The organism is Lentzea sokolovensis, assembly GCF_033949975.1.
Taxonomy (GTDB): domain Bacteria; phylum Actinomycetota; class Actinomycetes; order Mycobacteriales; family Pseudonocardiaceae; genus Lentzea; species Lentzea sokolovensis.
In genome coordinates this window covers 37003-63351 of the sequence record NZ_JAXAVU010000012.1, presented here as the reverse complement: position 1 = coordinate 63351, position 26349 = coordinate 37003, and the positions used below count along the sequence as shown (strand labels likewise).

Below are 26349 nucleotides of genomic sequence, written 5' to 3'. Positions count from 1 at the left end.
ACAGGCAAGAAAGACTCTGCTGTCCTGGAGGCTTCCCGTTCACCCACAAGGGAAACATCAACCCTTGATACAAACCACCTGCTTGAGCTTGGCGACCACCTCGACCAGGTCGGACTGGTTCGCCATGACGGTGTCGATGTCCTTGTACGCGCCCGGAATCTCGTCCACCACGCCGGAGTCCTTGCGGCACTCGACACCACTTGTCTGGTCGGCGAGATCCTTCGTCGTGAACGTCTTGCGGGCCTTGTTGCGCGACATCCTGCGGCCGGCGCCGTGCGACGCCGACTCGAACGAGTCGGGGTTCCCGAGCCCGCGCACGATGTACGAACCGGTGCCCATGGATCCCGGGATGATGCCCAGCTCACCACGTCCGGCGCGGATCGCACCCTTGCGCGTCACCAGAACGTCCTCGCCGAAGTGGTTCTCCTCCGACACGTAGTTGTGGTGCGCCGAGATCGGCTCCTCGAAGACGATCTGCGGGAACTCGCCGCGCAGCACGTCGCAGACCAGGCGCAGCATGACCGCGCGGTTGCGTCGCGCGTAGTCCTGCGCCCAGTACAGGTCGTGCCGGTACGCCGCCATCTCGGGCGTGCCCGAGAGGAACACGGCGAGGTCCGGGTCCGGCAGCTCGGCGTTGTGCGCGAGCGTGCGCGCCACCGCGATGTGGTGCTGCGCCAGTTCGTTGCCGATCCCACGCGACCCGGAGTGCAGCATGACCCACACCCGCTGGTCGCCGTCCAGGCAGACCTCCAGGAAGTGGTTGCCGCCCCCGAGCGTGCCCATCTGGTGCAGCGCCTTGTCGGCGCGCGCCTTCACGACGGGCGTGAGGTCGTCGAACTTCCTCCAGAACGTGCCCCAGTCGGACGCGTCCCTCTCGGTGAACGCGGTCGCCTTGTGCTGACCGAAACCGACGGGGACCACGGCCTCCATGCGGGACCGCAGGCCGCGCAGTGTCTCCGGCAGGTCACTGGCCGTGAGCGAGGTGCGCACGGCGGTCATGCCGCAGCCGATGTCCACGCCGACGGCCGCGGGGGAGACGGCGTCGCGCAACGCGATCACCGAACCCACCGTGGCGCCCTTGCCGTAGTGCACGTCGGGCATGACCGCGATGTGCTTGAACGCCCACGGCAGCGAGGAGATGTTCTGCAGCTGCCGCATGGCGAACTCCTCGACCTCGTCCGGTCGAGTCCACATGCGAATGTCCACGTTCTGGCCGCGGACCAGGGTTGCTGCCATGCCCACGAGGTTAGGCGGCGCTTTGCCCGTTCCACAAAAGAGTTTCCGCGCTCACGAACTCCCACGTGCCCTTGCGCACCTTGGCCTTGCGGAGGTCGCCACCGATGTTCGTGACGAACGCCCGCACGGTCGGCAGGTCGTTGATGTCCGCGATGAGGATCGCCTTGTTCTGCAACGTGACGCTGCCGCCGCCGAGCTTCTCGCGTGCGACCGCGTCCTTGAGCAGACCGTCGCGGACCTGCTTCGCGGTGATGCCGTCGACCTCGACCTGGACGGCGTCGACCTTCGGCGAGTTCGCGAGCAGGAAGCGGAACGTGAGCACCGACTCCTGCCGGAACTGCTTGCTGATCGTGGACGCGGTGTGGCGCAGGCTTTCCTCGTCGAGGGTGACGTCGAACTTGCGGGAGCGTTCGAACGTGGTCTGCTGCTGGTCACTCGACCAGAACACGCCGTCGAGCAGCGTCGAACGGGTCGTGCGGCCGCCGTTCGCGTGCACGATCGCGCGGACCTCGCGGTCGAACCGCACCAGTCTGTCCTGCAGTCGCGGGTCGGCGGGGTCGGTGATGATCGCGGTGTTGTTCGTCGCGAAGATCTCCGGGCACGGCAGCGGCGCGCCCGCCGCCGTGCCGGTGGAGACCGCGAACGCCAGTACCGACGTGACTGCCACGAGAAGATTTCGCATGGGGCACAACGTATTGGGCGTGACGCGGTTCGGTACACCCCGTTCCACTCAGCGGGCTACGGCGCGTTTGTACTGGTGGTTGGCCAGCGGAACGAAGATCAGCAGGAAGACCACCACCCAGCCGAGCGACGCGAGCACCGGGTGCTGCAGCGGCCACACGTCCGGTGGAGTCTGCAGGGGAGAGGTGTTGCCGAACAGTTCGCGGGCGGCCAGCGTGACCGCCGAGACCGGGTTCCACTCGGCGACGTGACGCAGGCCCGCGGGCAGGTTCTCCGACTGCACGAACGTGTTCGCGATGTAGGTGATCGGGAAGATGAAGATGAAGCTGGCGTTGTTGAACACCTCGGGACTGCGCACCAGCAGCCCGATCCACGCCATCGCCCACGAGAACGCGTAGGCGAACAGCAGCAGGATCCCGACCGCGGCGAGGGCCTCCAGTGGCGACGAGTGGATGCGCCAGCCGACGATCAGGCCGGTGATCATCATGATGACGATGACCAGCGCGTTGTTGACCAGGTCGGACGTGGTGCGGCCGACCAGGACGGCCGAGCGAGCCATCGGCAGCGAGCGGAACCTGTCGATGATGCCCTTGGTCATGTCCTCGGCGAGGCCGCTGCCGGTGATGGTGGCGCCGAACAACACGGTCTGCGCGAAGATGCCGGCCATCAGGAACTCGCGGTAGTCCATGCCGGGGATCTGGATCGAGCCGCCGAACACGTAGGCGAACAGCAGCACGAACATGATCGGTGCCGCGGTGGAGAACACCAGCAGGTCCGGCACGCGTTTGATCTTGATCAGGTTGCGCTTGGCGACGACCCCGCCGTCCGCGAGCGCCTGCAGCAGCTTCACTTCTGTTCCTCCCGCACTGAGTCGTCCGCGACGTGACCGGTCAGGGCGAGGAACACGTCGTCGAGCGTCGGCCTGCGCAACCCGATGTCGAGGACCTTCACCGACTCGGCGTCCAGGCGCCGGATCGCCTCCATCAACACCGAGGACCCGCCCGTGACCGGCACGGTGAGGTGGTTCTGGCGGTCGTCGGACTCGATCTGGCCGACGGCGAGACCTGCCAATGTGGTGGCGGCGCTGCCGAGTTCGGCGGACGTGGCGACGGACAGTTCGAGGCGTTCGCCGCCGACCTGGTCCTTGAGCTGGTCCGCGGTGCCCTCGGCGATCACCTTGCCGTGGTCGATCACGGCGATCTGGTCGGCGAGCCGGTCCGCCTCTTCGAGGTACTGGGTGGTGAGCAGCAGGGTCGTGCCGCCTTTGACCAGTTCCTCGATCACGTCCCACATGCCCAGCCGGGAACGCGGGTCGAGGCCTGTGGTCGGTTCGTCGAGGAACAGCACGGTCGGCTTCGCGACCAGCGCGCCCGCGAGGTCGAGCCTGCGCCGCATGCCGCCGGAGTAGCCCTTCACCGGTCGGTCGGCGGCGTCCTCGAGATCGAAGCGGGCGAGCAGTTCGCGGGCTCGTTCCCGGCTTCTGGCTCGGCCGAGGTGGTACAGACGGCCGACCATGTCGAGGTTCTCGAACCCGGTGAGGTTGTCGTCGACGGCCGCGTACTGGCCGGAGAGCCCGATCTTCGTGCGCAGCTCGCCGGCCTGCCTGCGCACGTCGAGCCCGGCGACGCGCGCTGATCCCTCGTCGGCCTCGAGCAGTGTGGTGAACACCCGCACCGCCGTCGTCTTGCCGGCGCCGTTGGGACCCAGCAGACCCGTGATGGTGCCTTCGGGCACGGTGAGGTCCAGGCCGTCGAGCGCGACGACCGATCCGTAGCGTTTGACCAGGCCTTCGGCCACGATCGCGTCTGTCATGGGGGCATCATGGCGCTGAGGTCTGACAATCTCGTCCGATTTATGACCGTGTCCAGGTGATTGACAGCCGCTTTGAACGTGAAAATACTTCAGAGTCATGGAACGCGTGTGCGTCATCGGTGCGGGCTCGTCCGGCATCGCCGCATGTCAGGTGCTCGGTGCCCGCGGCATCGAGTTCGACTGCTTCGAGACCGGGTCGGAGATCGGCGGCAACTGGCGCTACCTCAACGACAACGGCATGTCGTCGGCCTACCGGTCCCTCCACATCAACACCTCGCGGCAGATGATGGAGTTCAAGTCCTTCCCGATGCCCGCGCGTCTGCCCGCCTATCCGTCGCACTTCCAGATCGCCGAGTACTTCGACGACTTCGTGAAGCACCACGGGTTCCGCGACCGCATCCGCTTCCGGACCGAGGTCACCTCGGTTTCCGTCGCGCCCGGTGGCTATTCCGTCACCACGCGCGATCGCGACACCGGCGAGGAGATTTCGGGTGTCTATAGTTCAGTAATCGTCGCGAACGGGCACCACTGGTCGCCGCGGATGCCCGAGCCCGCGTTTCCCGGCTCGTTCGACGGCGAACAGATGCACGCGCACTTCTACAAGACGCCCGAACGATTCGCGGACAAGAAGGTGCTGGTTCTCGGCATCGGCAATTCCGCCTGTGACATCGCGGTCGAGACCTCACGCGTCTCCGCGCGAACGTTTCTGGCAATGCGCCGAGGCGCGCACATCATGCCCAAGTACCTCTTCGGCATGCCGACCGATCACCTGACGACCTCACCGCTCGCCCGTTTCGCGCCCGCCTGGCTGCAAGCGCTGTCCGTGCGGGCAATGCTGCGGCTGGCGCGCGGCAAACTCTCCGACTACGGCCTGCCCGAACCGTCGCACGGCATCCTCGCCGCGCACCCGACGGTGTCCGACGACCTGCTGACCCGGCTCGGGCACGGCGACATCACGGTGAAGCCGAACCTGACGCGGCTGGACGGGTCCGGGGTCGTGTTCGCGGACGGATCCCGCGAGGACGTCGACGTGATCGTCTACTGCACCGGGTACAAGGTCGACTTCCCGTTCCTCTCCTCTGCCGAGTTCCCCGCCGTGTCGTCCTCGGACAACGAGGTGTCGCTGTACCGGCGAGTCGTGGATCCGGCGCATCCCGGGCTCTACTTCCTCGGGCTGATCCAGCCGCTGGGCGCGATCATGCCGCTGGCGGAGGCGCAGTCCGAGTGGATCGCCGACCTGATCTCGGGGCGCGGGACGCTGCCGTCGGTGCCGGAGATGAAGGCGGAGATCACCTCCTACCGGGAGACGCTGCGGCGCCGGTACGTGAAGTCGAAGCGGCACACGCTGGAGGTCGACTTCCTCGGGTACCAGCGGGAGCTGCAGGAGGAACGGCGGGCCGGCGCCGCTCGCCGCTGACTCGCCGCCCTGCCCTGCGCCGCTGCCCCACGTCGCCGCCCTCGATGTCGACCTTTGCAATGAGTCTTTTGACTTCGTCCGCAAACGTTTTTTGCATCCGGCGTGGGGCGAGGAGCGATATATCAGGTGGCGGGCGGGCTGTGAGCTGCGAAGGGTTCGAGGGCTGTACAGGAGGGGTGGGCGCTGGGCGGCGTGGGTACGGTCGGAGCGTGTCGTCGAGTGCTCAGGTGATCGTTCTCAACGGTGGGTCCAGCTCCGGCAAGTCGGGGGTCGCGCGGTGCCTGCAGGCGGTGTTGCCGGAGGCGTGGCTGGCGATCGGGGTCGACACGTTGATCGACGTGATGCCCGCGCGGTTGCGGCTCGGGTCGGAGGGGATCGGGTTCGCGGGCGACGGTGAGGTCAGCGTCGGGGCCGAGTTCCGGTTGCTGGAGGACGCGTGGATGCACGGCGTCGCGGCGATGGTGCGCGCGGGGGCGCGGGTGATCGTGGACGACGTGTTCCTCGGTGGGACCGAGTCGCGGCGGCGGTGGGAGAAGGCGCTGGACGGGCTCGACGTTGTGTGGGTCGGGGTGCGGTGTGACGCCGCTGTCGCCGCCGGGCGCGAGCTTGCTCGTGGTGATCGGGTTGCCGGGATGGCCGAGGCGCAGGCTGAACTTGTGCATCGCGGGATGAGCTACGACGTCGAGGTCGACACCGCGAACGCCGAGGCGGTCGAGTGCGCGAGGGTGATCGCCGCGCGGCTCGGGAACGTCTAGGGACGAGGTGGGTCGTCGTTCGGGGCACAGGAGCCGCCGCCCTGAGGCCAGCACGACGGGCCGGCGGTGATCGACGGGGTCAGCTGGGCGGTCGACAGGATCGTCGCCAGGTCAGTATCCAATATATTGCCCAGCTGGATTCGGCGGGCGAACACGCACGGCCACACGTCGCCGGACGGTGAGATGGCGACGGCGCCGTGGCCGCAGCGGCCACAGAGCTGGTCAGAACTGGGCTGGTCAGAACTGGGCTGGTCAGAACCCGGTGAAGCGTTTGCGCCGCGCCCGATGCGGCGCAGCCGGTCGATGCCGACCTTTGAGACGCCCAGCGACGAAAGGTCGGCTTGGGCGGCGCGGGTGCGCTGGAGGCCGATGCGCTCGGACGAGCTGACATCGATGACGCCGGCGCGCAGCGGGATGTCCCGGCGCAAAGCCTCGGCGATGTTCGCGCGGGTGCGGGCGTGGCTGCCACGGCGGCGGGTGATCGCCTCGTGCTGGGACGCCGTGTCGGAGTAGTAGCTCGTCGCGAGGCGCACGCCGGGACGGGAGAAGGTGTCCCACAGGCGTGGGCTGATGTGCACGAGATTGCTGAACACCTCGACCTCGAGTCCGGCGGTGAGCGCGCGGTCGACGAACTCCGGTAAATCGGGATGCAATGTCGGCTCTCCGCCGATGAACTGAATCGAGTGCGCGCCGAGTTCGGCGACGTCATCGATGGTCCGGAACCAATCACGAGTTCTGAGGACGCCCTCGTCGCCGCGCGGTCCGGACTCCGCGTAGCAGTGCGTGCAGCTCAGCTGACATTTGCCGGTGATCTCAAGCCATGCGAAACGCAGGTCGGTCATGTCCCGCTCCCCTGGACGACGCCGTGCGATAACCATCTTGCCCCGGCGGGCCGCGAAAGGAGCTGTCGAATTCATTTAAACATCGGTCTGCTGTTGGTGTGGTGACATGTCACCAACACGAATACGGCGTGCGCCTCGCCGTATTGGTATTAACCGACTAATCAATCCCGATCAGGAGCGTCTCATTAGGAAGCAGGCGAAACCGCTCCCGGAAGCGGGCTCCGGCAGCCTCTCGATGTCGAACGACGCCCCGAACAGCCGCTGCTCGTCACCCACGGCAAGACCGGGGAACCGGGCTCCGCGACGCTTCCACCACGGGATCTCGTCGTAGAAGCACCACATGACGAACATCGAACCGGGGTGCGACAGCTGCAGCACGGTCGCCGCCATCGCCTCCTGGGCCGGCCCGCCCAGGTCGTCCAGCACGCCGTAGTCGACGAGCAGGTCGAACGTCCCGGAGACGCCGGGGATCGAGGTGGCCGTCAGGTCCCCTGGCAGCCATTCGACCGACAACGACGGCGGCGTCGCGCGCCGGGCCTTCTCCAGTCCGACGGGGGAGAAGTCCACGCCCGTCACGTCGAAGCCGTGCTCCGCCAGGAAGATCGAGTTCGCTCCGCTGCCACAGCCGAGATCGATCGCGCGGCCGGGAGAGATCCGGCCTGACGTCACCAGTTCGACCAGTTCGGCACGGGGCCCGCCCTCCCACGGCGCCCAGGTCCGGTACATGAAGTTGTAGGCCCGACGACCGACCATCCCATGTCCTCCCAACGAAAAACGGGGCCGCCGACATGAAGTCAGCGGCCCCGCTCATAGAACGACCTTTCAGTGCACGCCGAGCACTCCGTCGATCCGGCGCGGAATGCCGAGCGGGTTCGCGTCCTGCAACTCGGCCGGCAGCAACGCGTCCGGCCACGACTGGTACGTCACCGGCGCGATCCAGCGGCGAATCGACGTGGCGCCCACCGACGTGTGCAGCGGGTTCGTCGTCGACGGCCACGGACCACCGTGGTGCTGACCCCACGCCACCGCGACACCGGTCGGCCACGCGTTGAAGATGATGCGACCCGCGACGTGCCGCAGGACCTCGGCGATCTCACCGGCCTCCGCGTGGTCCGACTCCTCCGCGTGCACGGTGCCGGTCAGCGTGCCCGGCAGCTTCGCCAGCACCGAGCGCAGTTCGGCGGGATCGGAGTAGGTCACGGCCAGGGCGGCCGGGCCGAAGTGCTCCTCGGTGAGCTTCTCGAGGTTCTCCTCGAACACCGACACAGGCACGCTGAACAGGCGTGGAGCCACGGCCCACGCCTCGTCCGGGCGCGTGCCCGCGGACACGACGGTGACCAGGTCCGACGCGGCCAGGGCGTCCGTCGACGCCGTGTAGGAGTCGCACATCCGCTCGTTCAGCATCGCGCCACCGGCCGTCGCCGCGACGGCCTCACCCAGCGCGGGCACCAGCGCCTCGGGCGTGAAGACCAGACCGGGGTTCGTGCAGAACTGGCCGACGCCCATCGTCAGCGACGCCGCGAATCCGGCGGCGATGTCCTCGCGCCCGGCCGCGCCCGGCAGGATCACCGTCGGGTTGACGCTGCCCAGTTCGCCGTAGAACGGGATGGGGTCCGGCCGGCCCTGCGCCAGGTCGAACAGCGCCCGCCCGCCACCGGTCGAGCCGGTGAAACCGACCGCGCGCACCGCAGGATGCTTCACCAGCGCGACACCCGACTCGGTGCCGTACACGATGCCGAACACACCCTCGGGCGCACCGGCTTCGCGAAGAGCGTCCACGACGACCCGCGCGGTCTCGCGCGACGTCGAGGGGTGCGCCGAATGTGCCTTCACCACAACGGAACAACCGGACGCCAGCGCGGAAGCCGTGTCACCACCGGCGACCGAGAACGCGAACGGGAAGTTCGACGCGGAGAACACCGCGACCGTCCCCAAAGGACGGAGCACGCGCCGCAGCACCGGGCGCGGCGGGATGATGTCCGGGTTCGCCGTGTCCAAAGTGGCCTCGACGTAGCTGCCCTCGCGCAGCACCTCCGCGAACAACCGCAGCTGGTTCGTCGTGCGCTTGAGCTCGGTCGTCAGCCGCGGCACGCCCAGCGCCGTCTCGCCGTCCGCCGTCTCGACGAGCAACGACGACTCGGCGTCCAGCGCGTCCGCGACCTTCTCCAGCACCACGGCGCGATCCGCCGCCGGAGCGACCGACCACGCCGAGAACGCGGTGGCCGCGGCGGAAGCGATCCGGTCCACCTCGCTGTCGGGGGTCTTCGCAACCGGCTCGCCGAACGGCTCACCGGTGCGCGGGTTGTATCCCTGAACGACGTGGCTCAACGCCCTGCCTCCTTGACTGCCGTGTCGAAATCGGGGCCACACCAGGCCCCGCCCACGTACCTCGCCGCGTACGACGAGGGATCGAGCTCACCGCCGTGCTGCTCCAGCACCGCGGCCGCGTACTCCTCGGAGTCGTCCTGGGGCTCGTAGCCCAGAGCGCGGGCCTCGTCGAGCGAGAACCAGCCGCGCTTGTTGTCCGACACGCCCCACACGATCCGGAAACCGGGGGAGGGGAAGGAGAGTGCCGCCTCGAACAGGCGCGCGCCGTCGTCCGGCGACATCCACGTCGACAGCATCCGCACGTCGCGCGGCTTCTCGAAGCAGGAACCGATGCGGATCGCGATCACGTCCATGCCATAGCGGTCGGCATAAAGCGATCCCAACGCCTCCAGCGCCACCTTGGACACGCCGTAGTAGGTGTCCGGACGCGGGAACGCGTAGTCGCCGGCCTCGCCGTCGGCGCGTTCGACGTAGCCGACCGCGTGGTTCGAGCTGGCCAGGATCACCCGGCGAACTCCCTGGCGGCGCGCGGCTTCCAGCAGCGTGTGCGTGCCGTCGATGTTGACGCTGAGGATCTTCTCCCACGGCTCCTCGAGGCTGTGGCCACCGAGGTGGATCACCGCGTCGACGTCCTTCAGCGCCGCTTCCATCGCGGCCATGTCGGTCACCGACGCCTCGACGAGTTCGACGTTCTCGCCGTCGGCGGCCGCGGGAAGCTCCGCGATGTCCAGCAGCCGCAGGACACGGCCCTCCGCCGCGAGGCGGGTACGCATGAGCGTGCCCACCCCGCCACCGGCGCCGGTGATCAGGATGCGTGCGGTCACGGGTTGGAGCCCTCCGTCTTGTTCAGGTGTGTCGGCAAAGCTCAGCGACCGAACTGGCGGAGGAGTTCGGTGATCTGCCGGGCGGCGTCGAGCAGAGCGGAGATGACCTGCCGCTCGTGCTCGGGGTCCAGTCTGCCCAGAGGAACCGAACAACTCATAGCGTCCAGAACGGGATTTCGGTAAGGCAACGCCACCGCGAAACAGCCCAGCCCGGGCGTGTTCTCCTCGCGTTCGTGCGCGTAGCCGACGTTCCGGAACCCGGCGAGCTGCTCGTGCAGCGCCGCCCGATCGATCACGGTGTTCGGCGTCAGCGGTGCCAGCTCGGCCGGAAGGATCAGGTCGACCTCCTCCGGCGTCCGCGTCGAGAGCACGGCCTTGCCCAGCGACGTCGAGTGCGCGGGCAGCCGGCGGCCGACGCGCGAGACGACCCGGAGGTGGTGCTCGGACTCGCGACTCGCCAGGTAGACGACGTCCGCGCCGTCCAAACGGGCAAGGTGGACGGTCTCGTTGATGTCCTGACGGACCTGCTCCATCACGCGGATCGCCGCGCGCACAACGGGGTCGTGGTCCAAATAGGACGTACCGACGAGCAGTGCGCGCACGCCGATGCCGTAGGTGCCGCGGTCCGCGTCGACCTCGACCCACCCGCGCGCCACCAGCGTTTGCAACAACATGTAGAGGCTGGACTTGGGATAGCTGAGTTCGCGGTGCAACTCCGTGAGCGTGAGCCTGCGGTCCGACGCGGACAACACCTCAAGCAACTCCACCGTGCGGTCGGCGGACTTCACCGCACCGGGACGAGCCGTGCCCTTGCCGATCGGCGACGCCACCTGCAGCCTCCTCGAAACAGGGAAGAAACTTTCCCTTGACACGTTGCTGTGCTGATTCTTACAGTCCTGACTCAGGTTCACAAGTACGACCCACGTTCACATATCTGAACACGAAGGGCTCCGACGATGCGCCGTAGAACAGCCACGACACTTGCCACACTCGGTGTGGCAGCGCTGCTCGCAGGATGTGGCAGCGGTGGCACCACGGCGACGTCGTCCAAGGACCCGAACAAGCCTCTCGAAGTGTGGACCCGCTCGACCGAGGCGACCGCGAAGGTCTACGAGAAGATCTTCAAGTCGTTCACCGAGAAGACCGGTGTGCAGGTCGACTACAAGCCGATCTTCAACGACTTCGACAAGCAGGTGCAGCAGCGCGCCGCGTCGAAGGACCTCCCCGACGTCGTCATCACCGACACCGGCTCGCTCGGCAACTTCGTCAAGCAGGGCTGGACGACCGAGGTGAACCGCGACGACGTGGCGGGCAGCGGCGACATCGTCGACCGCGCGTGGAACAACGGGAAGGGCGCGGACGGCAAGTTCTACGCCATCCCCTACTCCACCCAGGCGATGGTCACGCTGATCCGCAAGGACTGGCGCGAGAAGCTCGGCAAGCCGATCCCCACCACGTGGGAGGAGCTCGACGACCTCGCGAAGGCCTTCACCCAGAACGACCCCGACGGCAACGGGCAGAACGACACCTACGGCATGCTCGTGCCCGGCACGACCGACCGCGGCTACCTCGCGTGGTGGGCGGCCAGCTACATCTGGCAGGGCGGCGGCGACATCCTCGAGGACGAGGGCGACGGCAAGTTCCGCGTCGGCATCGACTCACCGGAGTCGACCAAGGCCGTCGAACGGCTGCGCAAGCTCTTCTGCGAGGACAAGGTCATGCAGCCCGGCTCGCTGACCCTGGGCACGAACGACGCGCACCCGCTGTTCGAGTCGGGCAAGAGCGGCATCTACCTCACCGGCCCGTACATGATCGGCCGCTTCGACAAGTCGGTCGGCAAGGACAAGTACGAGGTCATCGCCTCCCCGAAGGGCCCGGCCGGCGCCACGGTGCTCGGCGAGGGCGAGAACATCTACCAGATGGCCGGCTCCGCGAAGACCGCCGACCAGAAGAAGCTCGCCGAGTACCTGATCACGCCAGAGGCGCAGCAGGCCGGTATGAAGGGCGACCCGCAGCCGGTCGTGCGCCTGCCCGTCAACAAGACCGTCGACGTCAACGCGACGTACAAGGACCCGCGGTGGGCGACCGTGGCGGGCGTGTACTCCAGCGAGGCGCGGCCGTTCCCCAGCGTTCCGAACTTCGCGCCGTTCCGGCAGAAGACCTCGGAGACCCTGAACTCCATCTTCGCGAAGTGCCCCGCTGACTCCTCGGCCGAGCTGAAGACGCTGGCGGAGGCGCTGAAGAAGGAGCTCGAGAACCAGAAGGCGTCGAAGTGACGGCAGTTCAGTCACTCGGCGACACCCGAGACGTGGGCTCGACGGCTAGTGGCGGCGGTGCCGTCGAAACCCACCCCGTGAGGCGACGCCGCCGGCGTCGCCTCACGGGAGCCACCTTCGTCCCGTGGCTGTTCCTGCTTCCCGCCGTGCTGATCTTCCTGGTCTTCAAGTTCATCCCGATGGGCGAGGGCATCCGGCTCTCGTTGTTCGAGGTCCGGCCGTTCCTCGGGGACATCTTCGTCGGATTCAAGAACTACGCGACGATCCTGCAGGACGAGAAGTTCCTGACCGCCAGCTGGCACACCCTCGTGCTGGCCGGCGGTCAGACCGTTGGCGCGATGCTGATCGGCTTCTTCCTCGCGTTGCTGCTCGAAGGCCACACCAAGTCGCTGTGGTTCGTGCGGTCCGCGGTGTTCCTGCCCGTCGTGGCGGCCACCGCGGTCATCGGCGAGATCTGGCGGCTGTTCTTCTACCCGGCGCCGGAAGGCTTCCTCAACGAGCTCATCTCGTGGGTCGGCCTCGGGCCCTGGGAGTACATCCACAGCACGGACACCTCGCTGGTGTCGGTCATGTTCGTGGGCATCTGGAAGCACGCCCCGTACGACATGGTGCTGATCCTCGCCGGGCTCGCCGGCATCGACCGCCAGCAGTACGAGGCCGCCGCGATCGACGGAGCGTCGACGCCGCAACGGATCTGGAACGTCACGCTCCCCGCGTTGCGGCCCGTCATCACCATCCTGCTGACGCTGGCGGCGATCCGCGGCCTGCGCGTCTTCACCGAGGTGTACGTGCTCACCGGAGGTGGCCCCGCGGGGTCGACCGACGTCTGGATGACCCGCGTCTACACCACGGCGTTCGAACAGTCCGAAGCCGGACTCGCCTCGGCTGGTTCTGTGCTCTTGTTCCTGGTTACCTTGATTTTGACGGTCAGCGTGCAGTGGTACCGCCGGAGGAAGGAGGCGCGATGAGCGTCAACTCGAGCCGCTTCGACAGCGCCATCGGCTGGTCCACCAGGCCGGACGCGTGGGGCAGCAGGGCCACCCGCTTCCTTTTCAGTGCCCTCGCTGTAATCCTTTTCTGCGGCCCGCTGCTGGTCATCTTCTCCGGCGCGTTCGACCACAACCCGGACCCGACCAAGCTGTCGGTCATCCCGGCGAACCCGTCGCTGATCAACTTCCAGGTCGCGGCGGAGAACAAGATCTGGCACTACCTGATGAACTCGTTGATCATCGCAGGTGGTGCGCTGCTGCTGCAGCTGACGGTGAGTGTGTTCGCCGCCTACGCGTTGGCGCGCAAGAAGTTCCGCGGTCAGGCCATCGCACTGTTGGTCATTCTCGCCACGATGATGTTGCCGGAGGAGGTCATCGCGATCCCGCTGTCGCTGGTGATCGGAGACCTACCGCTGGTGCACGTGAGTCTCAAGGGCACCCTGCTCGGCGTCATTCTCCCGTTGGGGGCTTGGGGTTTCTCCATCTTCGTCATGACGGAGTTCATGAAGGAGATCCCCAGCGAACTGGAGGAGGCGGCCAAAGTGGACGGTGCCGGGGAGCTGCGTCTCTTCGCGCAGATCATCCTCCCGCTGTGCAAACCCGCGCTCGGCGTCATCGCCGTGTTCGGCTTCAACATGATTTGGGAGCAGTACCTGCTCCCCCTGATCGTCGCCGCTGACCCCTCCGATTACACGCTCACGGTCGCACTTCTCGCGCTTCGATCCGACGACCAGGTCGGAACGGGCATCGTGCTGGCCGGAGCGTTGCTGGCGCTGGTACCGAGCCTGGTCGTGTACCTGTCGCTGCAGAAGTCCTTCCTGCGTGGGATCACCACCGGAGCGATCAAGGGATGAGTCTGGTTATGCAACTCGATGGTGTGCTGTTCTTTCCGGTGACCCCGTTCGACAGCGAGGGGAACATCGCGTACGACGTGCTCGCCGAGCACGTCAAGCACGGTGTCTCCGCCGGGCCGGGCGCGGTGTTCGCCGCCTGCGGCACCGGCGAGTTCCACGCCCTGGGGCTGGAGGAGTTCGAGCGCGCGGTGGCCGTCGCGGTCGAGGCGACCGCGGGCAAGGTGCCGGTGTTCGCCGGTGCGGGCGGCTCGGTCGTGGCGACCAAGCAGTTCGTCCAGGCGGCCGAACGTGCTGGTGCGCAGGGCATCCTGCTGCTGCCGCCCTACCTGGTGACCAACCCGGCCGCCGGACTCGTGCGGTACGTGGCCGAGGTCGCGGGCGTCACCGAGCTGCCGATCATCGTGTACCAGCGCAACAACGCGCGGTTCACGCCGGAGACCGCCGTCGAGGTCGCGCAGATCCCGAACGTCGTGGGCTTCAAGGACGGCATCGGCGACCTCGACCAGATGCAGCGGATCGTGCTTTCCGTCCGTGCCAACGTTGACAAGCCGTTCCAGTTCTTCAACGGCCTGCCCACCGCGGAGATGACCCAGCTCGCGTACCGGGGCATCGGCGTCGAGCTGTACTCGTCGGCGGTGTTCTGCTTCGCGCCGGAGATCTCGCTCGGCTTCTACAACGCCGTGCAGTCCGGTGACATCGAACTGGTGAACCGCTTCCTCTTCGAGTTCTACAAGCCCCTCGTCGAGCTGCGGGACAAGGTGCCCGGCTACGCGGTCGCCCTGGTGAAGGCCGCGGTGCGCGCGAACGGGCTCGATGTGGGCGGCGTGCGGCCGCCGCTGATCGACCCGCTGGACGAGCACCTGGCCGCTCTCGACAAGATCATCGCTGCGGGCAAGGCTCTGCTGAGCTGAGAGGGCGTTCGGAATGAAGATCACCGAGATTGTTCTGACACCGATCGCGTTCCGGGACCCGCCGCTGCTGAACTCGGCCGGTGTCCACGAGCCGTGGGCGCTGCGCACCATCGTCGAGGTGCACACCGACGAAGGCATTTCGGGACTGGGGGAGACCTACGGCGACCTTGGGCACCTGGAGCGCTCGAGGTCCGTTGTGGACTCTCTGATCGGCCTCGACGTGTTCGCGTTGAACGAGATGCACGCGCGGGTCTCCGCCGTTCTCGGTGGCAAGGCCGGGCAGGACAAGCACGGCCTGACCGGGAAGATCACGGCGGAGAGCACCGTCGACCGCGTGTACTCGCCGTTCGAGGTCGCCTGCCTGGACATCCAGGGCAGGGCGCTGGGCCGTCCGGTGCACGACCTCCTGGGTGGCGCGGTTCGCTCCGCCGTCCCGTACTCGGCGTACCTGTTCTACAAGTGGGACGGGCACCCCGGGGCCGAGCCGGACGAGTGGGGCGAGGCGATCGACCCCGCCGGCGTCGTGGCGCAGGCGACCAAGATGATCTCGCGGTACGGGTTCGGGTCGATCAAGCTCAAGGGCGGTGTCTTCCCTCCTGAGCAGGAGATCGAGGCCATCCGCGCCCTGCGTGAGGCCTTCCCGGAGCACCCGCTGCGGCTGGACCCGAACGCGGCCTGGTCTACGGCGACGTCGCTGAAGGTCGCCGAGGAGCTCGACGGCGTGCTGGAGTACCTGGAGGATCCGACGCCGGAGATCTCCGGGATGGCGGAGGTGGCCGCGAAGGCGCCGATGCCGTTGGCCACCAACATGTGCGTGGTCGCGTTCGAGCACCTCAAGCCGTCGGTGGAGCAGGACGCCGTGCAGGTGCTCCTGTCCGATCACCACTACTGGGGCGGCCTGCAGCGGTCGCGTCAGCTGGGGATGATCTGCCAGACGTTCGGCATCGGCCTGTCGATGCACTCGAACTCGCACCTCGGCATCTCGCTGGCCGCGATGACGCACCTGGCGGCGGCGACGCCGAACCTGAACTACGCGTGCGACACGCACTACCCGTGGAACGCGGCCGACGAGGTCGTTGAACCAGGGGTTCTGTCCTTTGTGGATGGTGCGGTGCCGGTGCCCGTCACGCCGGGCCTCGGTGTGACGCTGGATCGGGACGCGTTGGCGCGCATGGCCGAGAACTACGTTCGTTGCGGCATCACGGCTCGTGACGACACGGGCTACATGCAGAAGTTCGACCCGAGCTACGAGAGGAAGCGTCCCCGGTGGTGAAGTCGGTTGTCCACGCCTATCCGTGGGACCTGATCGGAGACCCTGAGGCCGTCACGCGGTACCAGGAGCTCGGAGTCGACGCGATCGCCGTTGCCGCGTCGTATCACACGGTGCGGGCCGCGACGCCTCTGCACCCTTCGCATCGGATGGTCGACGCACGCCACGCGGCGTTCTACCTGCCGGTGCGTTCGGAGAAGTACGGCCGTCTGGTGCCCGCCGAACCGTCCTGGATGGACGGTTCGGACTCGTTCGGTGCCGCGGCGGCGTTGGTTCGTGCCGCCGGACTGCCGGTGTACGCGTGGACCGTGCTGACGCACAACTCGCGGCTGGGCGACCTGCATCCCGATGTCACCGTGGTGAACGCGTTCGGGGATCGCTACCCGTACGCACTGTGCACCGCGCAGCCCGACGTCGTCGAGTACGCGTCGGTGCTGGTGTCCGAGGTGCTGGAGCTCGGCGCGCCGGACGGGATCATCCTGGAGGCCTGCGGGCCGCTGGGGTTCTTCCACGGCGGGCACCACGAGAAGACCGACGGCACGGACTGGAACGCGGTGCAGCAGAAGCTGTTGTCGCTGTGCTTCTGCTCTGCCTGCACCGCCCTGTACGCCGACCCGGATGCCCTGCGTGAAGCGGTCCGGGCCGGGGTCGATCGCGGTGCACCCAGCGTTGAGGAAGCGTTGGGTGCGCTCGCGGACGACGTTCAGGCCGTGCGCACCGGCGTGGTGCGGTCGTTGCGGCAGAAGCTGGTCGGCGAGATTCGTGCCGCGGCGCCTTCGATCCGGGTTGGAATGCACGTGACGGCAGACCCTTGGGGCACTGGGCCGTTCGCGACCGTGGCCGGGGGAGTCGGCGCCGATGTCGACGTCCTGACGACGATGTGCTGGCCTGGCCCGGAGATCGCGGTTCCCGGCATCGAGGCTCTTCGTTCCGCCGCACCGGACACGCGGATCGCCGCGTACGTGCTGGGGCTGCCGCCCAAACCTGCCGACGGCGCGGCGTTGTCGAAGGAGTGGCTCGCCTATCTGGATGCCGGTGTGGAGGAGTTCCACCTCTACCACGGAGGCCTTGCGTCCGCGGCACGGTTGGAAGCTCTGCGAGAGGCTGTGGCGGCCGTCAGCCGCTAACTGTGAAGAGAAGTCACTGCAACCCGCTGTGAGCGCGGTTCCGTCCTTTGAACATGAGGCACATAGGAACCGTAGTTGGCACTGGCGTCCTGCTGCTCGTCATCTCGGCCTGTGGCAGCGCGCAGAACGCGGGCACCGGGGCAGGTGGCGGTCAGGAGTTGCCGACCGCCACCTCACCCTCAGAGCTGCCCCCGAACATCGCACCCGGAGAAGTGCCGCCGGACGGCAAACCCGTGACGAAGCTCGATGCCAACGGTCTGACGCCGGACCATCCGCGCACCGTCTGGACACAGGGCGACGGGAAGACCGTCGGAGTCGTCGCCCAGGAGGGCGGATGCGGCAAGGCGAGCGCGTCCGTGCTGGAGCAGAACGCTTCCACGGTGAAGATCGAGCTGCTCGAGACGCTGCCGCTGACCAAGCAGATGTGCACCATGGACATCCGCTTCCCTCCGCTGACGATGCAGCTCTCCGAGCCCCTTGGTGAGCGCACGGTCGTGCTTACGTCGCGGCAGGAACAGAAGTAGACCTTCCTCCCCGCGGTGCCCGGCCGGCATCTGCCCCGCCGGCCGGGTACCTCTTTCCTTCCCGGTGAAAGTTCGACCGGACAGGTCGCAGGACATTTGACAGGGACTTCCCGTCCCGGTTTGCGAGGATGGTCCGCATGAGAAACGCCGTCGCAGCCGTTGCTCTCGCCGTCGTGCTCGTCGGTTGCTCGTCCGGCACGCAGTCCGGCGCACCCGGCTCCAGCTCGTCGGGCGGGGCGCCCACGGGCACGACCGCGCCCGGTTCGAGCGGCACCCCCGGCACGGGCTCGTCGAGCGGGAACCCCACCGCTCCCGTCCAGCCTCCGGTCTCGATCTCGGAGCAGAAGCCCGTCGTGCCGCCCGGCGTCACGTCCGTGGCGAAGGACAAGGTCGACACGACATCGTTGTCAGACACCTACCGCGACGAGGCCTATGTCTTCGGAGACGGCCGTGACATCGAGGTCTTCGGCGTCGGCGGCGGCTGCAAGGAGGCCCGTGCCGAGATCACCGGCCAGTCGGCCGACGTCGTCCAGATCACGCTGGTCACGATCACCAAGCAGCCCTCCGGCACCGTGTGCACCCAGGAGATCCGTGAGGTGCCGCTGACCGTCCGCCTGGACGCGCCGCTGGGCAACCGCCGTCTGGTCCTCGAAGCCCGCGAGGAAACCGGCTGAGCGTCCGGCACCCCGCAGTTCGCGGTCGTCCGGCACTGAGGTGGCGCACCACACGCCCTCGCGTGCGCCCCCAGTGCTCGGCCGCCCCTCTCACCTGCTGCTTAGCAATGACTCTTTGGACTTCGTTCGCAAATGACTCGTTGCAAAGGCCGGGAAGCGACCGGCATGACCGAGCCGATATATCAGTTTCCGGCGTGGGCGAGGAACTCCACGCGGTTGCCGGCGGCGTCGAAGGTGTGGAAGCGGAGACGGCCGGGGATCTCCGCGGGATCGGCCCAGACGACCGGGTGGCCCGCTGCCGCCACGGATTCGGCCACCGCGGTCACGTCGACCACGAACGCCGGGTGTGCCTTGCGCGCGGGGCGGAAGTCGTCCTCGACGCTGACGTGGATCTCGCCGCCGCCGGGTACCGCGAACCAGCAGCCGCCTCGCGCGGCGAGCAGTGGTGGCTTGGGCAGTTCGGTCCAGCCCAGCACGCCTGTGTAGAACGCGCGCTGCTCGTCTTCGGCTCCTGGCGGACAGGTGACCTGCACGTGGTGGATCAACGCGAAACCCCCGATCGAAACGAATACGGGACAACCGTACTGTTTGATCGGGGCTTCGGGGTTGCTGAGGGAACCTAGCGGCGGAAACTGATCTGCAGGGTCGGGGTCGACGTCTCCGCGAAGAAGTCGTTGCCCTTGTCGTCGACGACGACGAACGCGGGGAAGTCCTCGACCTCGATCTTCCAGACCGCCTCCATGCCCAGTTCGGGGTACTCGAGCACCTCGACCTTGCGGATGCAGTCCTGCGCCAGCCGCGCCGCCGGGCCACCGATCGAGCCCAGGTAGAAGCCGCCGTGCGACGAGCAGGCGTTGGTCACCTGCTGGGAGCGGTTGCCCTTGGCGAGCATCACCAGCGATCCGCCCGCCGCCTGGAACTGCTCGACGTAGGAGTCCATGCGGCCGGCGGTGGTCGGGCCGAACGACCCGGAGGCGTAGCCCTCGGGCGTCTTGGCCGGGCCGGCGTAGTAGACCGGGTGGTCCTTGAGGTACTGCGGCATCTCCTCGCCGGCGTCGAGGCGTTCCTTGATCTTGGCGTGCGCGATGTCGCGGGCCACGACCAGCGGACCGGTCAGCGAGACGCGGGTCTTCACCGGGAGCTTGGTGAGGATGTCGCGGATCTCCGCCATCGGGCGGGTGAGGTCGATGTGGACGACCTCGTCGGACAGGTCCTCGCCCTCGATCTCGGGCAGGAACCGCGCCGGGTCGCTTTCCATCTGCTCCAGGAACACGCCCTCGGCCGTGATGCGGGCCTTGGCCTGGCGGTCCGCCGAGCACGACACCGCGATGCCGACCGGGAGGGACGCGCCGTGGCGGGGGAGCCGGATGACGCGCACGTCGTGGCAGAAGTACTTGCCGCCGAACTGGGCTCCGATGCCGAAGTTGCGGGTCAGTTCCAGAACCTGCTGTTCGAGGTCCGTGTCGCGGAACGCGTGGCCCAGCGCCGAGCCCTCGGACGGCAGGTTGTCCAGGTAGCGGGCGGAGGCGAGCTTCGCGACCTTCAGGTTCTGCTCGGCGGACAGGCCACCGACGACGACCGCGAGGTGGTACGGCGGGCACGCGGCGGTGCCGAGCGAACGGAGCTTCTCGTCCAGGAACGACGCGAGGCGCTTCGGGTTCAGCACCGCCTTCGTCTCCTGGTAGAGGAACGTCTTGTTCGCGCTACCGCCGCCCTTGGCCATGAACAGGAACTCGTAGACGGGCTCCTGGCCGGGCTTGTGGAACACCTCGATCTGCGCGGGCAGGTTCGTGCCGGTGTTCTTCTCGTCCCAGAACGTCACCGGAGCCATCTGCGAGTAGCGCAGGTTGAGCTCCTGGTAGGCCTCGTAGACGCCGCGGGCCAGCGCCTGCTCGTCGTCGCCGCCGGTCAGGACGGTCTCCGAGCGCTTGCCCATGATGATCGCCGTGCCGGTGTCCTGGCACATCGGCAGCACGCCACCGGACGAGATGGCGGCGTTGCGCAGCAGGTCCATGGCGACGAAGCGGTCGTTGCCGGAGGCCTCGGGGTCGTCGATGATCTTGCGGAGCTGGGCGAGGTGCGACGGGCGCAGCAGGTGCTGGATGTCCCGGATCGCTTCCTTCGCGAGCAGCGTCAGCGTCTCGGGCGCGATCTGGAGGAACTTGCGGTCACCGGCCTCGATGAGCTTGACCCCGTCGGAGGTGACGAGGCGGTACTCGGTCTCGGTGTCCTTCGCGAGGGGGAGGACGTCGGTGTACTCGAATGTGGTGGGCACGGGGTACACAACTCCAACGGTGTGCAGTTCGGATCAGAAAACCGTACCGCCACCAAAGGGACGTACTGGTCCCCGTCCACCGTGTTCTTCGCAACCGTTTTCGCAGGGGTCCCGCAAACGCGGAAGGCCGAGGCGGCCCCCGGCCGTCCCGACCTTCCTTCGCGTGCTAACCCGACTCACGACGGGCGTCGCGTGGCTCTGGTAACGCCCGACCGTGCCGTGAGTTGAGTCACAAGTCAATACTGCTCGGCGGGTGAGACCCGACCGTAACGCCACCAGGGACGATTCCGGCTACGAGGCGTAGGCCCGCAGCTTCGCGGCGCGTTCGCCCTGACGGAGCTTGGACATGACCTCGCGCTCGATCTGACGCACTCGCTCGCGCGACAGGCCGAACCGCTTGCCGATCTGGTCGAGCGTGCGCGGCTGGCCGTCCTCGAGGCCGTAGCGCAGCCGGATCACGGCCTGCTCGCGCGGCTCCAGCGTCGCGAGAACGCGGCGCAGGTCGTCCTGCAGCAGCCCGGAGATGACGGCGCTCTCGGCGTCGGTGGCGTCCGAGTCCTCGATGAAGTCACCGAGGGGAGCGTCCTCCTCCGTGCCGACCGGCATGTCGAGCGATACCGGGTCACGCGCGTGGTCGAGCAGGTCGGCGACCTTGTCGGGGTTGAGACCGGCTTCCTTCGCGAGCTCCTCGTTCGTCGCCTCGCGGCCGAGCGTCTGGTGCAGGTCGCGCTTGATCCGCGCGAGCTTGTTCACCTGCTCGACGAGGTGGACGGGGAGGCGGATGGTGCGGCCCTGATCAGCCATGCCGCGGGTGATGGCCTGGCGGATCCACCACGTCGCGTACGTCGAGAACTTGAAGCCCTTGGTGTAGTCGAACTTCTCGACCGCCCGGATCAGGCCCAGGTTGCCTTCCTGGATCAGGTCCAGCAGCGGCATGCCACGGCCCGTGTAGCGCTTGGCCAGCGACACGACGAGGCGCAGGTTGGCCTTGAGCAGGTGGTCCTTGGCGCGGCGGCCGTCGCGGACGAGCGCCCCCATCTCGTCGCGGCGGGTGGGGGTGAGGCGCTTGGCCGTCTCGAGGACGTGCTGCGCGAACACACCTGCCTCGATGCGCTTCGCGAGCTCCACCTCCTCCTCAGCCGTGAGGAGCGCGGTCTTGCCGATTCCGTTCAGGTAGACTCGAACGAGGTCGGCTGCTGGTCCCTGCGCGTCGAGTTCGTGCTCGACGACGGTGGGCGTGTTCTCTCCGACTTCACGGTCGGAGATCCTCGTGACGGTCATGGATCTCCCTCCCCCTGGTGCGGGCGACGCTGCTGTCGGTCAGGACAGTCGCGCGTGGCGGTCAAGGCGGCGCGGCGCTGCGCCCTGGTTGCCGGTTGCGGCGGGCCCGCTCGGGATCCCATCGCTAGCTGGCTGATACCTGGGTAACGAAGACGATTCCGAATTCGTTCCCGACTTCCATGACCTGAAGACGTCATCGCTGTCACAGCGGTTGCGCGACTAATCTGAGGATTGCCTGAGAACCGTTTAGTCAGAGCTCGACGATCACCGTGAACGGACCGTCGTTCACGCTCCGTACCTTCATCTCGGCTCTGAATCGTCCCGTTTCGACGCGCGCGCCCTTTTGGCGTAGTTCCTGCACGACGGCGTTCACCAAGGGTTCCGCGTGCTCGGGCCGGGCGGCCGCCGTCCAGGACGGACGGCGGCCCTTGCGAGTGTCCCCGTAGAGCGTGAACTGGCTGACGACCAGCAGTGGAGCACCTGTGGACTCACATGACTGCTCGTCGTCGAGGATGCGCAGACCGTGCAGCTTCTGCGCCATTTTGCGAGCGTGCTCGGCCGTGTCGTCGTGATGGACGCCGAGCAGCACCAGCAATCCGGGCTCGTCGATCGCGCCGACGATGTCCCCTTCGACTTCGACACTCGCTTCTGTGACGCGCGCCACAACTGCTTTCACGCGGGAATCAACATTCCGTGCCGGATGAGATCACGAACGATCGGCAAGGCGGCTTCCGCGTCGATTTCTCCGTAAGCGAACTCGAGCAGCGCGAGCAGGTCCTCCAACGGCAGAGAGCCGTTGCAACCGGCGACGAGCTTGGCGGTCGCCTCGTCGACCTCGTGCTGCCAGCCGGGCCCGTCGGTGCGGTGCAGACGCGCGACGACCTTGCGCCAGCCCTCGTCGCCCGGCTCGGACACCTCTTCGAGCAGGACGGTGTCGGCGACCCGGAACCGGCGGCTCAGCAGGTCCGGGTTCGCGCGCAGCCACGCGACGTTGTCGAGCCAGCGCGCCGCCTCCGGGCCCAGCGGGTCGTCGTAGGCGTGGCGCAGGTCTTCACAGATGACCTGGGAGTGCATCTCGTCGGTGCGACGCAGCGTCACGTACCCGAAGCCGACGCCCTGGACGTCGTTCTCCTCGAACCAGTCCAGCCACGCCGCGGCCTTCTGCCGCCCCTCGGGGCTGCGCGGGTCGACGCCCGCGTCCTTGAGCCACGTGCCGACGTACAGGGCGGGCTCGGCGATGTCGCGCTGCACGAACCACGCGTCGATGCCGCCGCGAGGAAGCCAGCCGGAGACGCGCTCCTCCCAGTCCTCGCCCCTGCGGTGCACCCACGACGCGAGGAGCTGGCCGACGCCACCCTCGTTGAGGAACGCGGGCAGCTGCCGGATGACCAGTGCCGACGCGTCGTCGCCGCCCAGGCCGGAGTCGCGGTAGACGAAGTCCACGCGCGGCGGGCCGACGACGAACGGCGGATTACAGACGACCTGGTCGAACCGCCGGTTGCGGACCGGGCCGAACCACTCGCCCTGCAGCGTCTCCACGTCGAGCCCGTTGATGCGGAACGTGCCCTGCGCGAGCCTCAGCGCGCGCTCGGACAGATCGGTCGCGGTGATGCGCTCGGCGTGCGTGCTGGCGTGCAGCGCCTGGACGCCGCAGCCGGTGCCGAGGTCCAGCAGCGTGCCGACCGGTGTGCGCTTGGTCGCGCGGGCGAGGCTGATGGACGCGTGGCCGACGCCGAGCACGTGGTCCTCGGGGACGGCGCTGCCGCGCAGGTCGGAGTCGAGGTCGGCGATGACCCACCAGTTGTCCTCGTACGGCCGCACGTCCAGGCCGGCCTTCAGGTTCGCGGCGTCGAGGGCGGGGGCCAGGACCTCGTTGGCGACCAGGTCGTCGATGCCGACGCCGTCGAGCGCCTTGCGGACGTCCTGCTCCGGCTCGTGGTCACCCAGCAGGAAGAGGCGGATCAGCGTGCCGAGCGTCCCGGCGTCCTTGCTGGCGCGGCGGGCCGGTTCGGGCTCACCTCGGCCGAGGGCGGAGTGGGCCTGGGCGCCGAGCGCCTCCACGACGCCGTCCGCGGTGTAACCGGCGGTCTCGAACGCCCCGCGCAAACGGGCGCAGAGGTCAACAGAAAGATCGGGGTGCACGGGTGGAGATGCTTTCACGCCGCCTGGGTCATCGCGTGATCTGGAGGGCGATGGCCATCGCGAGCCGCTGGTCGGGGTCGTCGAGGGGGAGAGGCGTCACCTCGGACATCTTCTGCATGCGGTACCGCAACGTGTTCGGGTGCACGTTGAGCTCCTTCGCGGCCGCCCGCACGTCGCCCTGAGCCGCGAGCCACGCCCTCAACGTCGTCGCGTACTGCGTCCCGTACTCGGCGTCGTAGCGCAATATATTGGATATCGGCCCGCGGGTCGGCAGTCGCCCGGCCTCGGCGACGGCGGCGAGCCGGTGCAGCAGGACCTTCGCCCAGGCGTCGTCGTACACAACGGGTGTACCGGTGGAGAGCGCGAGGCATTCATCCGCTTCCTGCCGTGACGTCGGCAGTTGCGTCGCCTCGGCCGGACCTCCGATTCCCGCCAGCACCGTCGCCTCGGCGGGCAGCTCGCGCACCAGCGAGCGCACCCATCCGGCGGCGTCGTCGGCGGCCGGGATGACGGTGTAGAGGACGTTGCCGAACAAGGCGCTGCGCCCAGGCCGCGACCAGCCGAAGCCCGCGGTGGCCCGCTGGAACGCGAGCACCGCTGCCCCGTGCTCGCCCTCGCCCGCGTGGGCCTGGACCGCGATCACCCGCAGGTCGGCCGTCGGCAGACCGAGGCGCGCGACGTCGGCGGACTCCGGGTGTTCGAGCAGCCGGATCACCAGGTCCGCCTCGGCTTGGCGTTCGAGGTCGGTCGACGCCCGCGACCGCAGCAGGTGCAACGCCGCCGTGCGTGCCCCGTCGACCAGCGCGGCACTCCGGGCGGCGTCGACCGGCCCCGTCACCTCGACCCAGACCGAGCCGAGAAGTTCACGACCCGCCCGCACCGCGGCGACGAGCCGGTTGCCCAGCTGCGGGGTCAGCTTCGGCACGAAGATCGGCTCGTCCGACGACGCGAGGTGCGTGAACACGCCGAACTCGTCCAGCGCCCGCCGCGCCTCCTCCGGAACACGCCGCCCCAGGATGGTCTGCACCCGGACGGGGTCGACGTCCTCCTGCCGGTAGGAGTAGGCGAGCACCCGTGACTGCTGGTCCTCGATCGTCACCGGCCCGCCCACGACACCCGCGATGACGTCCGCCAGACCGAACAGGTCGCCGGTCCGCGTACCGCCGTTGACCAGCGTCTGCGTGACGTTCGCGAGCTGCCCCCACGGCACCGACGGATCCACGAGCAACACCGCCGCGCCGGACTTCTTGGCGGCGGCGATCACCCGCTCGTCGAGCGGCGGCTTCCCGTGCAACACCACGGCGGAAGCCGCGGTGGAGGACACCAGACGCGCGGCGGCGGCCACCGACGGCGTGCCCAGCCCCAGGAGCACATCGCCCGCCGCGGCCGGCGTGTTCTCCGCCGGATCGTGCAGGGCCACCCCGCGCAGTTCGGCGTCACGGCCCCTCGGCGCGCAGGCCAGATGCGTGCCCAGACTGCCGAGCACGTCCACGAGGCGATCAAGGGCGACCACCCGCGGATGCTAACCGCCGACCGGGTGTCCCGGCGGTCACTCGGACGTGGGACCATGAGACACGTGGAGGTGGTGTCGTGAGCAGTCCCGACCGGAACGACACCCCGGTGTTGATCACCGAGGCGGCCCCGTCCTACGAGCAACAGCACGCCGCTCGGCGCCGCAAGTACGCGATCATGATGAGCCTGCGCTTCCCGTGCCTCATCCTCGCGGCGCTGTTCGCTCAAACCTGGTGGCTCGCCCTGTTCTTCATCGTGCTGTCCGTGCCGTTGCCGTGGATGGCCGTGCTGATCGCGAACGACAGGCCGCCGCGCAAGACCGAGAAGGCCAACCGCTACGAGGTCGAGCGCCGCGCCATCACCCAGAAGAGCACCACCGTCATCGACGGCTGATCCGCCGCCGACTCCCGCACGATCAGGGCGTCGCCGGACGCCGCCCATCCCTGTGCAATGACTCTTTGGACTTCGTCCGCAAACGAGTCATTGCTAGGGCTGCACCCGCGCCGCCCCGCCTTTGCAATGAGTCTTTTGCGGACGTCCGCAAACGTTCTTTGCATCCGGCTGGGCCGAGGAAAGCGTGGTGAACTGGGCTGATGGCCTCGGCGGCGAGGTCGGCGGG

General features: G+C 68.0%; 26 protein-coding genes. 11 read left to right on the top strand and 15 right to left on the bottom strand.

Translation table 11 applies throughout. The features are described from left to right. Positions 1-57: 57 nt before the first annotated feature. From SK854_RS28855 to SK854_RS28840, 4 genes are read right to left on the bottom strand one after another with little or no spacing between them, the layout of a single operon-like run. Entirely contained in the window at positions 58-1236 is a 1179-nt protein-coding gene (locus tag SK854_RS28855) for an RtcB family protein (protein ID WP_319978264.1), read from the bottom strand. 10 nt (positions 1237-1246) lie between these two features. After that, positions 1247-1918 carry a hypothetical protein gene (locus SK854_RS28850; protein ID WP_319978263.1) on the bottom strand — a complete coding sequence of 224 codons (672 nt, stop codon included), beginning with the start codon at positions 1916-1918 and terminating at the stop codon, positions 1247-1249. Positions 1919-1966: 48 nt separating this feature from the next. Further along, positions 1967-2767, bottom strand: coding sequence for an ABC transporter permease (locus tag SK854_RS28845; protein ID WP_319978262.1), 801 nt, complete (start codon positions 2765-2767; stop codon positions 1967-1969). Next, complete coding sequence (locus SK854_RS28840; RefSeq protein WP_319978261.1) at positions 2764-3729, bottom strand: ATP-binding cassette domain-containing protein; 966 nt, start codon at positions 3727-3729, stop codon at positions 2764-2766. Before SK854_RS28840 ends, SK854_RS28845 begins: the two co-directional genes overlap by 4 nt. A gap of 97 nt (positions 3730-3826) precedes the next feature. On the opposite strand from SK854_RS28840, the gene SK854_RS28835 reads away from it, so the two are divergent. Further along, entirely contained in the window at positions 3827-5146 is a 1320-nt protein-coding gene (locus SK854_RS28835; protein WP_319978260.1) for an NAD(P)-binding domain-containing protein, read from the top strand. Between the two features lie 209 nt (positions 5147-5355). Beyond that, a complete protein-coding gene (cpt, locus tag SK854_RS28830) occupies positions 5356-5901 on the top strand; it encodes a chloramphenicol phosphotransferase CPT (protein ID WP_319978258.1) in 546 nt (181 codons plus the stop codon). Here cpt and SK854_RS28825 read toward each other — a convergent pair. The 5 genes from SK854_RS28825 to SK854_RS28805 all read right to left on the bottom strand — a co-directional run bounded on the left by SK854_RS28825 (position 5898) and on the right by SK854_RS28805 (position 10725). Beyond that, entirely contained in the window at positions 5898-6743 is an 846-nt protein-coding gene (locus SK854_RS28825) for a radical SAM/SPASM domain-containing protein (RefSeq protein ID WP_319978257.1), read from the bottom strand. The two genes, cpt and SK854_RS28825, sit on opposite strands and share 4 nt — an antisense overlap. Before the next feature lie 171 nt (positions 6744-6914). Continuing rightward, the gene (locus SK854_RS28820) at positions 6915-7496 is read right to left on the bottom strand and encodes a class I SAM-dependent methyltransferase (RefSeq protein WP_319978256.1); all 582 of its coding nucleotides are present in this window, start codon (positions 7494-7496) and stop codon (positions 6915-6917) included. A 69-nt stretch (positions 7497-7565) separates the two neighbouring features. After that, a complete protein-coding gene (locus SK854_RS28815; protein WP_319978255.1) occupies positions 7566-9071 on the bottom strand; it encodes an aldehyde dehydrogenase (NADP(+)) in 1506 nt (501 codons plus the stop codon). Further along, on the bottom strand, positions 9068-9895 hold the full coding sequence (locus tag SK854_RS28810) for an NAD-dependent epimerase/dehydratase family protein (protein WP_319978254.1): 828 nt from the start codon (positions 9893-9895) through the stop codon (positions 9068-9070). Before SK854_RS28810 ends, SK854_RS28815 begins: the two co-directional genes overlap by 4 nt. Before the next feature lie 41 nt (positions 9896-9936). Continuing rightward, positions 9937-10725 carry an IclR family transcriptional regulator gene (locus tag SK854_RS28805; protein WP_319978253.1) on the bottom strand — a complete coding sequence of 263 codons (789 nt, stop codon included), beginning with the start codon at positions 10723-10725 and terminating at the stop codon, positions 9937-9939. Between the two features lie 126 nt (positions 10726-10851). Between SK854_RS28805 and SK854_RS28800 the strand changes: the two genes are divergently transcribed. The 8 genes from SK854_RS28800 (at position 10852) to SK854_RS28765 (ending at position 18520) form a co-directional block, all read left to right on the top strand. Beyond that, entirely contained in the window at positions 10852-12171 is a 1320-nt protein-coding gene (locus SK854_RS28800; protein ID WP_319978252.1) for a sugar ABC transporter substrate-binding protein, read from the top strand. A gap of 77 nt (positions 12172-12248) precedes the next feature. Then, positions 12249-13139, top strand: coding sequence for a carbohydrate ABC transporter permease (locus tag SK854_RS28795; protein WP_319978251.1), 891 nt, complete (start codon positions 12249-12251; stop codon positions 13137-13139). Then, positions 13136-14014 carry a carbohydrate ABC transporter permease gene (locus tag SK854_RS28790; protein ID WP_319978250.1) on the top strand — a complete coding sequence of 293 codons (879 nt, stop codon included), beginning with the start codon at positions 13136-13138 and terminating at the stop codon, positions 14012-14014. The genes SK854_RS28795 and SK854_RS28790 overlap by 4 nt, the downstream gene beginning before the upstream one ends. Before the next feature lie 8 nt (positions 14015-14022). Next, positions 14023-14925: a 5-dehydro-4-deoxyglucarate dehydratase gene (locus SK854_RS28785; protein WP_319978249.1), complete on the top strand. Its 903-nt coding sequence runs from the start codon at positions 14023-14025 to the stop codon at positions 14923-14925. A gap of 13 nt (positions 14926-14938) precedes the next feature. Beyond that, positions 14939-16198 (top strand): glucarate dehydratase family protein, encoded by a 1260-nt coding sequence (locus SK854_RS28780; RefSeq protein ID WP_319978248.1) that lies wholly within the window; start codon positions 14939-14941, stop codon positions 16196-16198. Further along, positions 16195-17322 (top strand): hypothetical protein, encoded by a 1128-nt coding sequence (locus SK854_RS28775; RefSeq protein ID WP_319978247.1) that lies wholly within the window; start codon positions 16195-16197, stop codon positions 17320-17322. Before SK854_RS28780 ends, SK854_RS28775 begins: the two co-directional genes overlap by 4 nt. Positions 17323-17375: 53 nt before the next feature. Then, positions 17376-17846: a hypothetical protein gene (locus tag SK854_RS28770; RefSeq protein ID WP_319978246.1), complete on the top strand. Its 471-nt coding sequence runs from the start codon at positions 17376-17378 to the stop codon at positions 17844-17846. A 137-nt stretch (positions 17847-17983) separates the two neighbouring features. After that, positions 17984-18520, top strand: a complete 537-nt coding sequence (locus SK854_RS28765) for a hypothetical protein (RefSeq protein ID WP_319978245.1) — start codon at positions 17984-17986, stop codon at positions 18518-18520. Between the two features lie 182 nt (positions 18521-18702). Here SK854_RS28765 and SK854_RS28760 read toward each other — a convergent pair whose 3' ends face one another. From SK854_RS28760 to SK854_RS28735, 6 genes are all read right to left on the bottom strand, one after another. After that, entirely contained in the window at positions 18703-19065 is a 363-nt protein-coding gene (locus SK854_RS28760) for a VOC family protein (RefSeq protein WP_319978244.1), read from the bottom strand. Between the two features lie 74 nt (positions 19066-19139). Beyond that, entirely contained in the window at positions 19140-20804 is a 1665-nt protein-coding gene (locus SK854_RS28755) for a fumarate hydratase (RefSeq protein ID WP_406601840.1), read from the bottom strand. Positions 20805-21086: 282 nt separating this feature from the next. Then, the gene (locus tag SK854_RS28750) at positions 21087-22076 is read right to left on the bottom strand and encodes a sigma-70 family RNA polymerase sigma factor (protein WP_090073384.1); all 990 of its coding nucleotides are present in this window, start codon (positions 22074-22076) and stop codon (positions 21087-21089) included. A gap of 250 nt (positions 22077-22326) precedes the next feature. Continuing rightward, positions 22327-22752, bottom strand: a complete 426-nt coding sequence (dtd, locus tag SK854_RS28745) for a D-aminoacyl-tRNA deacylase (RefSeq protein ID WP_319978242.1) — start codon at positions 22750-22752, stop codon at positions 22327-22329. After that, positions 22749-24218, bottom strand: coding sequence for a DUF7782 domain-containing protein (locus SK854_RS28740; protein ID WP_319978241.1), 1470 nt, complete (start codon positions 24216-24218; stop codon positions 22749-22751). Before SK854_RS28740 ends, dtd begins: the two co-directional genes overlap by 4 nt. Positions 24219-24246: 28 nt before the next feature. After that, positions 24247-25731 carry a PucR family transcriptional regulator gene (locus SK854_RS28735; RefSeq protein ID WP_319978240.1) on the bottom strand — a complete coding sequence of 495 codons (1485 nt, stop codon included), beginning with the start codon at positions 25729-25731 and terminating at the stop codon, positions 24247-24249. A gap of 77 nt (positions 25732-25808) precedes the next feature. Here SK854_RS28735 and SK854_RS28730 point away from each other — a divergent pair, with 77 nt between their 5' ends. Then, positions 25809-26123 (top strand): DUF3099 domain-containing protein, encoded by a 315-nt coding sequence (locus SK854_RS28730; protein WP_319978239.1) that lies wholly within the window; start codon positions 25809-25811, stop codon positions 26121-26123. The last annotated feature ends 226 nt before the right edge of the window (positions 26124-26349 follow it).

What these genes read in the sequence shown, in the direction of transcription:
- SK854_RS28850 (WP_319978263.1), bottom strand. Translation starts at nt 1,918, where the DNA reads ATGCGAAATCTTCTCGTGGCAGTCACGTCGGTACTGGCGTTCGCGGTC.
- SK854_RS28770 (WP_319978246.1), top strand. Translation starts at nt 17,376, where the DNA reads ATGAGGCACATAGGAACCGTAGTTGGCACTGGCGTCCTGCTGCTCGTC.
- SK854_RS28825 (WP_319978257.1), bottom strand. Translation starts at nt 6,743, where the DNA reads ATGACCGACCTGCGTTTCGCATGGCTTGAGATCACCGGCAAATGTCAG.
- SK854_RS28785 (WP_319978249.1), top strand. Translation starts at nt 14,023, where the DNA reads ATGCAACTCGATGGTGTGCTGTTCTTTCCGGTGACCCCGTTCGACAGC.
- SK854_RS28820 (WP_319978256.1), bottom strand. Translation starts at nt 7,496, where the DNA reads ATGGTCGGTCGTCGGGCCTACAACTTCATGTACCGGACCTGGGCGCCG.
- SK854_RS28835 (WP_319978260.1), top strand. Translation starts at nt 3,827, where the DNA reads ATGGAACGCGTGTGCGTCATCGGTGCGGGCTCGTCCGGCATCGCCGCA.
- SK854_RS28790 (WP_319978250.1), top strand. Translation starts at nt 13,136, where the DNA reads ATGAGCGTCAACTCGAGCCGCTTCGACAGCGCCATCGGCTGGTCCACC.
- SK854_RS28765 (WP_319978245.1), top strand. Translation starts at nt 17,984, where the DNA reads ATGAGAAACGCCGTCGCAGCCGTTGCTCTCGCCGTCGTGCTCGTCGGT.
- SK854_RS28855 (WP_319978264.1), bottom strand. Translation starts at nt 1,236, where the DNA reads ATGGCAGCAACCCTGGTCCGCGGCCAGAACGTGGACATTCGCATGTGG.
- SK854_RS28800 (WP_319978252.1), top strand. Translation starts at nt 10,852, where the DNA reads ATGCGCCGTAGAACAGCCACGACACTTGCCACACTCGGTGTGGCAGCG.
- SK854_RS28840 (WP_319978261.1), bottom strand. Translation starts at nt 3,729, where the DNA reads ATGACAGACGCGATCGTGGCCGAAGGCCTGGTCAAACGCTACGGATCG.
- SK854_RS28780 (WP_319978248.1), top strand. Translation starts at nt 14,939, where the DNA reads ATGAAGATCACCGAGATTGTTCTGACACCGATCGCGTTCCGGGACCCG.
- SK854_RS28750 (WP_090073384.1), bottom strand. Translation starts at nt 22,076, where the DNA reads ATGACCGTCACGAGGATCTCCGACCGTGAAGTCGGAGAGAACACGCCC.